Consider the following 12,917-nt stretch of genomic DNA (forward strand, 5'->3'; position numbering starts at 1 on the left):
TTCTATTAGAAAATTCCCATTGCTTCATTGCAAATATCTTTGGATACACAATCCTGAAGCTTTTGCATCAGCTCATCATCTACATCTAGTTCTTTTCGCTTAATTATATCAAGCGGGTTATTATCAAAATCATAATAATCAGCATCTGTAAATTTAGATATATCAAAATACTGCTCTTTTAAAATATAGAACTTAACTTTATCCTCATTCTTATTATTTTCTAATAACACAACTTTTTTATCGAATTGATGGTTTACTATATGAGACTTTACATATAGCTCATTAATCAAATCCAATAGTTCCTTTGATTCATCATGACCTATTTTATCAACAATACCATGTCTTAATAAATCCAAATTATGACGCAAATCAGCATTGTAAAATATTTTAAATGTTAACCACGTCTTGCCTTTAGCCTTCCAATGAAATTTTCCATTATTTATAATCCAATTTAAATTACTACTGTTTAACCAAAAAGAAGTAATTATTGAATCTTGTATAGGATGCTTAGGGTCATAAAAATAGCAAAGTAGATAAGCTTTAGGTTCATCCAACAACAATTTTAAATATTTATCTTCTATATCCAAATATACAGACTTTACCTGTACTTCACCTTCATTTGTTTGAATAAATCCAAAATCAAACTCTCGACACTGTCGTGATTTTACTTGAAAGTAATAGTTCTTCATATCCTCATTTCTATTTCTAATACGCGTTCTTAAATTATGAATTAAAATATCGAATCCTAAGTCTGCATTTAATTTCATAGCCTCAAAGCCCATTTTCCAGAATTGGCCAATCGCCTGTTGCTCATATCCTAGACCCATATATAAATTTACGTAATCTTTAATATTTGTATTATCCATATGTATCTCCTTTTACATTATTAGATATATGCATGGTGCTTTTAGCACCCTTTATTTCAATCAATCACAGCACTCATCGTTACTTGTATGCAAAAAATAGATTAAAAAAAACTTCGAAATTCATTTATAAGTAACATTTATCAGTAGCATACCATATACTAAATTAATTTATCATTTATCCACTGTACTTCTGAAACATTAACTTCTAATTATAGACATTCAGTATAGATTTAATTAGATATTAACTGTCATTAAAAAATAGGCTCAGAGCTAAGCTTTGAATCTAAAATATTCAACTCGAAGCCATACTTCTTAACCATGTTTTCTACAATTTTTCTAAAATCGGCAGAAGCATTTGGATATAAAAATACATTTTCAATTAAAGTCTCGACATCCGTACTAACAAACCCACCTTTTGTTTGAGTTTCATCATCAATTTTGTTATGGCTTAACAAGTAAACGCCTCTTATTTCTTGTTCGTATTTAAATTCTTCTCTTTTTGTTAAAAAAGGCCCCCACAGACCTTCGTCATACTGTATAGAGTCTTCCTCATAGTTTTTGTACTGTACAATCCCCATAAAAACCAAACGACGAGTATCGTCCATTACAGCTTCACCGTACCTTTTGTATGTCGACTGAATTGCAACCCCAGATTCATCGCTTATATAGTTTTCCCACATACCCATATTTTCATGTTCATTCATATGCCAGCAATTAATATGGACATTCTCTCTGTAAATCTGGTTTTGTACTCTATGCTTATCTGTGTAATTCTCTAGTATTCCCAAGCCGTCCATATAAACCTCTGTATGCAAGTTCTTTCTGCAATACGAACCTTCATGATTATCCTTAAACGACTTTGAATTACAAAAATATAGAGCTTGCTCTTTTAATAGCGATTCAAACTTCTTTAAACTCATATATCTCCAAATTTTAACACTTTCATCCTCAGGTGTTTTCATTAAGTGATTTATATCAAACATTTCTCTTCATCCTTTCTATTATGTATCTTACTATATTGTCTAATTAAAGTTTCACGACATTAAACTGTTTAATTTTAATAGATAATATTATATAGTCTAACCCGATCAGACAAGTCACCCAAATGCAACAACTTGAATTCATAAATAACACACTTATATTATCGAACCAAGTAATCCGTCTTCAAAAAGCACACATCTTATTTTATCTGCTTCATATAAATCTAATACTCCAGTATGTGCACTACTTTTTCTAATGTTATTTACAGTGCTTAGGTCCTCTAACTTATCATAATAAGGTGCAATATTATCATCATATATTTTACCTAATATCTGCCCAAGCATCCTTTCACGGCTAGTTAAAATCCCTTGAAGTTTATGTCTCAATTGCACCTCTACAATCTTAGAGTACTCTACAATAATAGGGTCAAAATCAATCATTGCGTCTTTGTGTAAATCATTATAGATAATTAGCAGTCCTAAGCAGCTCTTTTGCCTTATCAGTTAAATTATGAAAGGTTTGCTCAATGTTTTGTTCAATACTGAATAATAACTCCTCATTATTGATAGTGCTTTCTTTCATACTTTCCACCTGATTTATATGAGTAATATCCTGTTATGCTGAGCATCGAACTTACAGTTATAGACATAATTATGTTTAATATTACCTTATTTCTCATTAACATAATTTATTTATGATATAGTACTCTCCATTAATTATCATAAATTTTATCATATACACTTTTATCCCAAACCCCATACCCCTGATTAAAAGCTATCTGATACAGTGGTTCTATATTTGCTTTTAACTTCTGGTTAAACTCTGCTTTTTCAATTTTTCTTTCATTATTTGCAGCTATATTTATGGATAAATATCCTTCTAAGTGTTTCTTATATCTTTTAGGATTTCTCTGCATTAAATCAAAACTTTTGTATTGAATTTCACAAAACTTGTCCATGTATAAGCTAAGTTCAGGTAGTTTATTGCTCTTTTGACTATTCACATTTTTAAAGGTAGGTGCTAAATTCCATAGTTCATCATGTAGTACAAAGCTCCAGGGAATAAAGTGATCTATGCTTAGATTCCCATAATTAGAGAAGTTTTCTTCTGTTAGTTCCTTTCCTGTATAAATATCACTAACAGTTTTATCCCTATTTATCTCTGTCCAAAGCTTAGTTGCCTTACTTAGATCTCTTTTACCTGGTGCTGTGATTTTAAATGGAATTGCTGGTACGTTAGGACTTCTCTTTTGAAGATAACAAACCAGGTTATAATGCATCCATCCGCATATTATAGCTTGATTAGCTCTTATGTACTTATACCAAGAATCATTAATCTCTATGACCTTATTATCAACATCTATTTTATATATAGCTCTCTCATCTTCTTTAGTTAGCCTAGCTATAAACTTATTTCTCTCATAATCATTCTTCTTAAATATATCCTTTGTTAAGGCTAATTCCTTAGCAAAGAAGGGAGTTAAAAGTCTATAAGGTACATAATCACGAAGTTTTTTAATCCTTTTTTCAACTTCAACATCTTCTATATTTTCTATAAGCTCTAATAGTTTATTTTTATTTATTTCACAAGGTATATTATATTTTTCATGGATTAATATAACTAAATCATAGAGCCTGTCTTGAATTCCTAAACTAAGTTTGTATTGAGTAACAGGATACCATGCTCCCACTATCATTCTACATACAAGTTTTCTAAAGGATATGTACTTATTTCCCTTAATTATCTCTTCATAGATTCCAAAGAACCAAAATATTTTATAGCTACTGCTTAATTTATCTTCCAATATTCGTGAAAAGCTATTTAAATCTATACCACCATCATAGGGTAAGGTAATAGCACCATAAGGATTAGTAATAATTGAGGATGTAATACCCTTAACATCTATTTGATTGTCCTCAAAGTCTTCTATTAATGAATTATTTTCATTTATAATATCCTTATTACTCATGCTCCACCTCTTCCCTAGGGCCTCTTTATTTCTTATATCTTAAAGATGCATTAACAAATACACCAATATATTACACGTTACACATATATTGTACCACCTCCCTGTCCACTGCTCAATAAATTCATACCATATTCAACAAATATTTCCTTTGTTTAACCTGTAACTACATAAAAAACAGCAGAATTCAGAAATTCTACTGTTTCTATGTGTTTCTAATTACTTAGTTTTATAGAGAATGCATCCTTAATTAAAGATACTTCTTTAACTCCTCTAATGATTCTATATCAAACACATCTCCATTAATTTCTTCTATCTTTTCTAAAGATAAACTAAGTATAGACTCTATTATATTCTCTGGAATATCCTTAAACTTTTTCCTTAAAAGTTTAGTTATGTTTAATAACAGTGTTTATAATATGTTGATTTTTAAAACCCATTACTCATATGATGGCTGTCACCTTAAGCTTATAATTCATGGCAGCATCACTTTAAAGTTACATATATAATTCTATGATTGGCGATGAATCCGGATTTTTCCAATGTTTTTCTTGATGCTATATTTTTAGGGTTGCAGCAAGCCATGGGCTTTAAATTATTCCTATAGCAATGTTCCTTTAGCTGAGTTATAATATATGTTCCGATACCTTTTTTACGGTATTCCTCTGCCACAATCATTCCTATATCACCATATTGTTCATTTGATTTAAATATTCTAAATTCACCTATTCCTAGTAGAATGTCACCACTGTATAGTACGAATAGTTGATTGTTTTCTATTAAATCTTCATAATAACCTTCAAATGCAGGGTCACATTTTGCTTTTATAGTGACTATATCATTGCTTTTAGCTAATTTGAAGGACACATCTTTAAAATTAGCCAATTCATATTTTATATTTTTGTTATCAGTAAAAATATAACAATCTATAGATATATTCTTCTGATAATCAAGACACAAAGATAGAAATTCTGTCTCTTTAGTAGAAACAGTAGCATTTTCGGCAATATTATTCGCAATAATATATTCAAAAATCTCTGGTGCATGTATAAAATACTCTGTAAAAGTATAGAATTGTACTAAAGTTCTTTTGGAATCGACGAAAAAATGACCTGCTTTCTTTCCATTATAAATAATTATATAGCACTGGGAATTTCCTATAATTACATTTTCCCAGTAACCATCTATTGGCGATGCTAAAGTCTTAATATACTCTTTATTCAAAATAAATCTCTCTTCTGGTGATGTTACTTTCTCTACTTGTATCATCAAATTCCCCCTTTTAATATCTTTTCTTAATTATATATGCTTAATAAGCTAACTAAACAACTATAGTCTAGCCTAAATATAGAACCGTTCCTATGATATATATAGTTTGTTCATTAAATCTACCATTTATCTGCAAGACACAAATCATCATTAATTTTTAGAACTATAATTATTATTAATTTTAGAATTGAATAATAATCAGATTCATATTGCTTCTCATCATTAACATTCGTCCCATGTAAATATCGGTTCCTAATATCATAACCATTTGTAAACTTTGACTTATTCAAGTAGAAGTCGAGGTAATCTTGTTCATTTCTAGTAAGTAATGAATTTTCAAAGACCACAATTTCTTTTTCCATTAATGAATCTATTACACCTCTTAAGCTAGGTTGATAATGAAAATAGTTTAAGACATTCTCATAGTACAACTCTTTTAAAATAAAAATAGTTTTAACATCTGCTACCTTAATAAAACCTTCTTCATTCTCAATAACTACACCATTATCAAATAACCAATTCATCCTTTGAATTTGATATTCCTGAAAATCGCTCTTCCCCACATTATCACGCATTATTAAGTCTAGAAAATTCTTATACTTTTCATTCTTATCCGGCAAGTAAAATAAACTACTTTGGTCAGACAACAAAAGAAAAGTAGCTGTCTTATACCATTCACCAATAGGATATGCGTATTTACAAGATATAAAAGATTTCACTTCTTTTACTTTTATACTTGAAGATGATATTTGAATTAATTCTTGGTCAATTTCACCATCTTCTATCAATACATTATACTGCTTGAATATTCTATCTATCTCCGGTAGAATTGTTCTACATTTTTCGAAATATGAAGATGAACCCGATGGCATTTTTATAATGAAATCAGTTATTGAAAATTCAACTGATAAATAGTCATTAAAAAACCATTCAATCATATCTTCTATTCTTATACCAAGAACATTAAGTACTTGTATATAACTAAATATTTGTGCATTAGCAATCATCTCTTTAAAGCCAAAAGTAAATGAAGTTCTATAAAGATGGTTTCCTGATGGCATGAACGCTGATTCTAAAGCATTTACCTCATTTTCCTTTGATACCATTGTTAATTGTGCTTTATCATCGACGATACTAAACAAATGAATAAAATTATTCCAAAGTGTCATATAGTCTTTATTTTCTTCAATCCAATCACGATTGACTACAATTGATACCTCTCTACCATTACCAATAGTATTAAATTTTATTGCCTCATCTAATCCTTCTTCATAGCTTATTGAAACACTAGATTTCATACCAGTGCCTTGACTAAAAATTTTTTCTGACTCTTCTTTCTCTTTACGTTTAGCATGTAGTTTTATTTTATCAGTAATGTTCAACCCTATGCCTGTTGGGAAATGAGTAATTTTTCTGAGAACATTTATATTGACCCTCTCTGCGTCAATCTCAATATAATCATCTACTAACTTTAATATATCTTCTTTTGTTAATGAAGGCGGTAAGTATAAATCCTTGTCATCCAAAAACTTTGAAAGTATTGTTTCAGCATTATAAGAATCACTCATTATTTTTTCCTTAACAATATCATCAAAATAATCAACTATCTTCTTATGTTTTAGTACCATGTAAAGTGGGACATTATCCTTATCTAAGAACATCTTAAATTCAAAACCAGGAATGTCTTTATAGACTCCATATATTTCGATTACTTCAAGAAAATCTTGGGTTCCAAAAAAATTAATATCATCATATTTTGAAATGATAACAGATTTGTTAAAACCTATGAACTTTCCAATTTCAGCTTTGATTTTCTTAATATAATCTATGCATATAACATTTGTTTTTTCCTGAATATATTCAGCAAACCTTTTTACTTGCATATACTTTAAAATGTTAAAAAACTCAATTACATCTTCTAATGACGATTCCTTCTCAATAGAATTGTCATTAATTCTTTCAATAACTTTATCTAGTTCCCATCCACATGCCATATCGTATTCAGAATAAAATTTAACTCTATCCATTTTTCATCTCACCCAAACCTCACAATATTTATTATATTAAATCCACTCACTTGCCCGGAGGGGACTGTCCTTGCTTGCTTACTAACCAGGTTTGATTATCACAATCTTTATTGCATTGTAGTACTTATATTTGTGTTATGATACAGTCTTGAAACCCTACCATAACTCAAATAAGCTCACCTCAGCATATAGTCTTATTTTCCTTACTTCATAATTAATGATAACTTAAAAGCCACTCATCTTAATTCTTCTACTGCCCAGTGTTTTCAATGCTCTCTGCAAAAAAACTTCGTTACTTATGATACGGTTCACCATAATGTATCTAAATGAGGTATTTCTTTTGAATAAATCAAAAGAGATATCCTACCACCATAGATAATCTCGGTTTTTTGTATTAGGAAACTTATCTTGCATATATTTATAATTCATCTGTCTATTGCTTGCTTTCAAAAACTTTAGCTAAAAATAATCCCATAATTATTAAACCTAAAACCGCCTCTAATACTGTAAGTAATCTGAACAATTGACTTACAGGTGTAATATCTCCAAAACCTAAAGTTGTAATCACTATAAAACTATAATAGAAATAGTCAAAAAAACTCTTGGAAATACCCTCGTGAATTATCATATTTATATCAGTAATTGTGTCATCTAATAAGACATTTGAGAATTCTAATAATTCATTTAGCAGAATATAATGATTTCTTTGAGATTCAAAGATTAGATAATTTGTAAGATTTTCTTCAGCAACAATTAAATACATATATTTTTCTACGTATTGATCTAAACCTTCTCCATTACTTTTATCTTTTAAAATACTTCCATTTAACTCTTCTGAAGGAAGTTTATATAAAGCAATTTTCAATAGTTTATAATTACCGTTTAAAAATTTATTATAATCTATGTTGGAATATGACTTTATAAAACTATCTTGAGTAAACTCAAAATCCGACATACTTAGAATTGAAAATAAATTATAATTTTTTATTAAATCACTATAATAATAGTTGGCCCAATTTTCACCTATCATATCAGAAGTTATATTTAAATCATTACCTTCAACATCTATAACCGTATATCCTATTTTATTTTGTTTCTCAGTTATAATTTTTGTTATGTTGTTTTCTTGGAAAGGATGTAAGTCTTTATCAAAATCAATTAGAACATTTCGTGCTAAAATTTCATTTTCAAGTTTTTCACTAAAACTAAAGCCATCCACATTACTAACAGAATAATAATCACCTATATAATATATTAATGAAAAAGAATAAGCTATAAACATATACAAAGCTAATATTAAAGAAACCCAGCCCTTAATCCAAAAGCCACTTTTCATAGAAAATCTTACAAGTAATACCACGAAAATTAGTGAACTTATCAACACAAATAGTATATATAATAATCCTAGTTGACTTGAATGTAATTTCTCTTTATGAGATATAATAAAACTAGATAATATCTTATGTATAAAATTCATTATTATCGGAAAAAATAAAACAATAGTCTTTAAAATGTACCTTTTGAAAACCTCTTTTATATCAGTTTGTCCCTCATATATATCAATATATTTCCACCAACTTTTTATACAATCTAACAATATAATTAAACCTATACCTAGACTTAAATAACTCATATTTTGTTTTAATAAGTCTTTCTCTGGTATAGCTACAAAATTGAATAACTGTAATGAAAAATAAATTATAAATACAAATTCTAGATACGGAATTCTAAATTTATTTATATAAATTTTCCATAAACGCTTAAAAAAATTCGATATATTTTCTTCCATACAATCCCCTCCTATAGCCTACTATATTTACTTAAATCAATTCTAAGCTAAAATTCATAATAATGAAAAAAAAATAAGCCTCTAACAACATTAACATTCATGTCCTTGATTAATTATTTCAAAAACCTCACTTACTTATGGTACGGTTCACTCTTAATTATCCTAAACTCCACCCTATATACTTTTATATCTCCTATTACCTCTTCCAAACCCCATACCCCTGATTAAAAGCTTCCTGATACGTCTGTTCAAAGCTTAGTTGCTTTATTTAGCCCTTTAAATGGAATTGCTGGTACATTAAGATTTAACTAGTTCTATTACAGTAAATATACCTTTAATTAAATTAATTTATTTAACATGTCTAAATACTCTATATCAAGTATATAATTAATAAAATTGCTAGCTCTCCTACATCGTATTGAGCTGACTATTTCAAAATAAATCTACATTTAGGATAATTGCTGCACCCTTTAAACTCACCATATTTACCTTTTCTCAAAACTAACTTGCCTCCACACCTAGGACATATATCATTACTTATTTTATTCTTATTATCAATTAGTCGATTCTGATTTTGTGCTATATGGGCTTTTCTATTTTCTTTACCATCAATACTCAAAGAAATCAGCTTTGAGTATATTTGTTTTTTTACAGAATCTCTTAATGTCTGTTTATTGTATTTTTTAATTGTCTTCAATAAATTTATTGTATATATAACATCTGTTTTACATTTAACTTTTAAATCCGCATTAATAGTGAAAACTACAATAGGAATGTAATTCACATCTGGGAAGTCACCTAGTATCTTTTTTAAAGCTTGTATATGTCCGTAATTCTGCCCTATTGGATTATACATATCTTTCTTATAACTATAAATTCTTTGTTTCCAATATTCATCAAATTCATTCCCTATAATCCTTCCCTTATAGTTTTTAGTTTCAATTACAAAAACACCATAATTCATTATTAGCTTTATCTAAGCATTTATACGGAGGAATATTATATATAATAATGATTTTAATGTTATATTTTATTGCTGCTAATATATTGCTTTAACAATCCACTTGCTTCTCTTCTATCATCTTTTAAACTATTAATATTACCAAAAACTAAAAAACTATCTTTTGAACGAGAAACAGCAACATTTAACATACTTTTGCTTGCATCTATAAAATAACAACCTTCATTTCCACCATACACTGTAGACATTATTATTACTCTTCTTTCTGCTCCTTGGAAAGTATGCACTGTTCCAACATTTATATTTTTCCACATTTCTTTTGGAATTCGCTTATTAATCTCATTTTTAATGCAACTTACCTGTGCTTTAAAGGGCGTAATTACACCTAACAAATTTTTTGTATCTTCATTGGGATATGCCTCTTTAATCATTTGGAAATTTTCATTAATCCAATTTGCTATTTCAATAGCTTCATTTTTATTATATCTGCTACTTCCATTTTTACTTGAACATTCAGTTTCAATCTGTTTATATCCAATTTGGGGTAGATTAGTTAACTTATAATTGTCATCTACGCTACCTTTACCGCGCATAGGTTCAAGATTTCCTTCATATACTAAGTCATTGCAATAAGATATAATTTCATCATAACATCTTCTATGTTCACTCAAAAATAATCCCCTATTTTCAAACTTCATATATTTACAACTCTTTGAGGCCATCTTCATTACACTTGAATTTGAAGCGTTAATGCCTAATATATCAATCTTTTTATATTCTTCTACATTTTTTACTACTCCATTTTCTATAGCTAATGCCTTATCTAAAGCATTACTAACATTCCAAACAGGCTCTATTTGATATGAATCACCTACAACTACAGCTTTTTTAGCTAATGAGAAAGAGCATGCTGCAATTTCAGGAGAAACTTGTCCAGCTTCATCCACTATCAATAGATCTATATAATTATAAAGATAAAAACGCTTACCACCTATCTCCTGTGATAAAAAATTTTTAGGAAGTTGATAAAAAGTCATTACATAGCATGGCGTAACCATGCTTAATCTATTATATAACTTATCTAAAACATTTTTATACGGCATACCTTTTTGCTTTACAGTTAGACTATCTTCTCCTTTAGCCCATCGACATTCATAGTAATGAACTGCTAACCAGAACTCAATATATCTAAGAGTTTTATCCATTATTTCATTTGTTTGCTCTAAATTAACAGGGTGCTTTTTCTCTCCTTTAAATATATCAATATCTAGATCATTTAATAATTTTAAATTGTCATCATACTGCTTTTTTATCTGTTCTACTTCTCTATATATTCTTTGTAATTCACTTATTTTCACCTTTAAATCTTTGATTATATAACTATATTTCTCCTCAATCTTATCTAAAGTCATATATTCATCTAAAAATGTTTCTTCAATTGCAATAAACATTCTGTTTCTTGCCTCTATTTTTATTTTATACTTCTTGAGAAACTTTAATAGTTTATATAACAAAGGTATTTCCTTGAAGTGTTTTCTCCAGGCTTCAACTCTTATCAAATTTAAAGATATATTGTCTTTTAAGATTTTTATTTGATTTTCAAGATATTCTAAGTATTCTTCTATAGTTTTATCATTAATTTCATATACCTTGAGCTTATTAAATACCTCTAAAATATTGTATCTAACTAAATCAATTTTACATAGCAAGGCATGTATTTTTTCCTCACATACTTGTAGTTCTGAAGCATTATCACCAAAGTATTTATTATAATTTTTTAATAATTTATCCTTAGATTTTAATATATTCTCTTCACTTTCAATATCGGAAACAAAATTATCACCTTTTATGTTAGTATAATGATATCCCGTAACTTTTGCATCTTTCGCTTTTTCAGCCGATGAAAAATAAACAGCAAAACTGTTAACTCCTTCTATCCATCTTTCTTCAAGATTTTCATATCCTAAAGCATCTATTTTCCCAAAGGATTCTATTATATTAGTAACTGCCTGATTGTTTGTAGAAGAAGCTACTATAAGTGGAGGTTTTTCTTTTTTTAAGGCTCTCTCTACATACATATTAGCAACTACAGATTGAAGTAAGGTTGTCTTACCTGTACCTGGTGGTCCATTTACTGCTAATATTTCTCCATCTTTCATGTTTGTAAAATGATTAATACACTCCCTTTGAGAAGGTGATAATGGATATTCTCCTGACATCTGACCGCAATGTTTACTCATTTCCACTAAATTATTTGATATAAGTGGCGATATCTCATTAAGATCTAAATTAATAAAATTTTCATAGAGCTTGGACTCTTTGCATTCACTAATCATGTCATCATATAAATTTAATATTGCCCATGTAGCATTTATAGTAGTATCCTTTAAAATATAAATGTTTTTATCTAACTCAACATCTAAAATATTAAACTCTGTAAATTTAACTTTAGTCACATTTTCGTATATATCACTAGTAAACTCTATGTAATCCTTCCAATCTTCTATTTTATGTATTCTTCCAATACTTTCACTCATATAGGTGTCATAATCCTTACAATCTCCCATTGATAAATCAGCTTCAATCATTGGTTGAAGAAATTCTCTGGGTATCCATGGAAATTTACCCTCATTATAATGGAGTGTTCCATCTTTTTCTAAAATAGCTGGAACAAAGTATATTCCTGTTAAATCTTCAAAATTACTATTTATCTTCTCTTGAGAATCAAAAATTGTTTTTATTGTCTTTGCAACAATTATCACATTAATGCTTTCTTTATATTTATTGTTATTTTTATCTTTTTCTTTATTTGCTTTATCTACTTTGGACAAATTTACAAAAATACTTTCATCAATTTTACCATCAATTAATTCATTAAATGTAAAATAGTAATATTCATCTTCTTTAAATTCTATTTTCTTATTTACTTGTGCTGTAACTGCACTTCTAAAATATGATGTTAGCTCTTTTATTTTATTATTCAATTTTCCACCAACTTTTCTATTCTATTTTTGCCAATCGGCCTTTTGTTTTGTTATTATTTCACCTTTAGAATTTA

General features: G+C 28.3%; 11 protein-coding genes. All 11 read right to left on the minus strand.

Annotated features, from left to right (window positions below; genetic code table 11):
• Positions 1-5: 5 nt before the first annotated feature.
• The 11 genes from B3Z56_RS12735 to B3Z56_RS12780 all read right to left on the minus strand — a co-directional run bounded on the left by B3Z56_RS12735 (position 6) and on the right by B3Z56_RS12780 (position 12,843).
• Positions 6-866, minus strand: a complete 861-nt coding sequence (locus B3Z56_RS12735) for a hypothetical protein (protein ID WP_346878912.1) — start codon at positions 864-866, stop codon at positions 6-8.
• A gap of 251 nt (positions 867-1,117) precedes the next feature.
• The gene (locus B3Z56_RS12740) at positions 1,118-1,849 is read right to left on the minus strand and encodes a hypothetical protein (RefSeq protein WP_346878913.1); all 732 of its coding nucleotides are present in this window, start codon (positions 1,847-1,849) and stop codon (positions 1,118-1,120) included.
• A 153-nt stretch (positions 1,850-2,002) separates the two neighbouring features.
• Positions 2,003-2,287 (minus strand): hypothetical protein, encoded by a 285-nt coding sequence (locus tag B3Z56_RS12745; protein WP_346878914.1) that lies wholly within the window; start codon positions 2,285-2,287, stop codon positions 2,003-2,005.
• A gap of 19 nt (positions 2,288-2,306) precedes the next feature.
• Positions 2,307-2,429, minus strand: coding sequence for a hypothetical protein (locus B3Z56_RS12750; protein WP_346878915.1), 123 nt, complete (start codon positions 2,427-2,429; stop codon positions 2,307-2,309).
• A 130-nt stretch (positions 2,430-2,559) separates the two neighbouring features.
• Positions 2,560-3,816 (minus strand): HNH endonuclease domain-containing protein, encoded by a 1,257-nt coding sequence (locus B3Z56_RS12755; RefSeq protein WP_346878916.1) that lies wholly within the window; start codon positions 3,814-3,816, stop codon positions 2,560-2,562.
• 247 nt (positions 3,817-4,063) lie between these two features.
• Positions 4,064-4,222 carry a DUF4351 domain-containing protein gene (locus tag B3Z56_RS18035; RefSeq protein WP_414633084.1) on the minus strand — a complete coding sequence of 53 codons (159 nt, stop codon included), beginning with the start codon at positions 4,220-4,222 and terminating at the stop codon, positions 4,064-4,066.
• A gap of 77 nt (positions 4,223-4,299) precedes the next feature.
• Positions 4,300-5,082: a GNAT family N-acetyltransferase gene (locus B3Z56_RS12760; RefSeq protein WP_346878917.1), complete on the minus strand. Its 783-nt coding sequence runs from the start codon at positions 5,080-5,082 to the stop codon at positions 4,300-4,302.
• Positions 5,083-5,201: 119 nt separating this feature from the next.
• The gene (locus tag B3Z56_RS12765; RefSeq protein WP_346878918.1) at positions 5,202-7,109 is read right to left on the minus strand and encodes a hypothetical protein; all 1,908 of its coding nucleotides are present in this window, start codon (positions 7,107-7,109) and stop codon (positions 5,202-5,204) included.
• Between the two features lie 433 nt (positions 7,110-7,542).
• A complete protein-coding gene (locus B3Z56_RS12770) occupies positions 7,543-8,898 on the minus strand; it encodes a potassium channel family protein (RefSeq protein WP_346878919.1) in 1,356 nt (451 codons plus the stop codon).
• Between the two features lie 427 nt (positions 8,899-9,325).
• Positions 9,326-9,862: an NERD domain-containing protein gene (locus B3Z56_RS12775; RefSeq protein WP_346878920.1), complete on the minus strand. Its 537-nt coding sequence runs from the start codon at positions 9,860-9,862 to the stop codon at positions 9,326-9,328.
• A 59-nt stretch (positions 9,863-9,921) separates the two neighbouring features.
• Positions 9,922-12,843 carry an AAA domain-containing protein gene (locus B3Z56_RS12780; protein ID WP_346878921.1) on the minus strand — a complete coding sequence of 974 codons (2,922 nt, stop codon included), beginning with the start codon at positions 12,841-12,843 and terminating at the stop codon, positions 9,922-9,924.
• Between the last annotated feature and the right edge of the window lie 74 nt (positions 12,844-12,917).

It is taken from the genome of Clostridium sp. UBA7791 (assembly GCF_002480755.1).
In the GTDB taxonomy this organism is placed as follows: domain Bacteria; phylum Bacillota; class Clostridia; order Clostridiales; family Clostridiaceae; genus Clostridium_J; species Clostridium_J sulfidigenes.

Bases quoted from the DNA above. Each gene is read 5' to 3' on its own strand.
- B3Z56_RS12735 (WP_346878912.1), bottom strand. From the start codon at position 866: ATGGATAATACAAATATTAAAGATTACGTAAATTTATATATGGGTCTA.
- B3Z56_RS12740 (WP_346878913.1), bottom strand. From the start codon at position 1,849: ATGTTTGATATAAATCACTTAATGAAAACACCTGAGGATGAAAGTGTT.
- B3Z56_RS12745 (WP_346878914.1), bottom strand. From the start codon at position 2,287: ATGATTGATTTTGACCCTATTATTGTAGAGTACTCTAAGATTGTAGAG.
- B3Z56_RS12750 (WP_346878915.1), bottom strand. From the start codon at position 2,429: ATGAAAGAAAGCACTATCAATAATGAGGAGTTATTATTCAGTATTGAA.
- B3Z56_RS12755 (WP_346878916.1), bottom strand. From the start codon at position 3,816: ATGAGTAATAAGGATATTATAAATGAAAATAATTCATTAATAGAAGAC.
- B3Z56_RS12760 (WP_346878917.1), bottom strand. From the start codon at position 5,082: ATGATACAAGTAGAGAAAGTAACATCACCAGAAGAGAGATTTATTTTG.
- B3Z56_RS12765 (WP_346878918.1), bottom strand. From the start codon at position 7,109: ATGGATAGAGTTAAATTTTATTCTGAATACGATATGGCATGTGGATGG.
- B3Z56_RS12770 (WP_346878919.1), bottom strand. From the start codon at position 8,898: ATGGAAGAAAATATATCGAATTTTTTTAAGCGTTTATGGAAAATTTAT.
- B3Z56_RS12775 (WP_346878920.1), bottom strand. From the start codon at position 9,862: ATGAATTATGGTGTTTTTGTAATTGAAACTAAAAACTATAAGGGAAGG.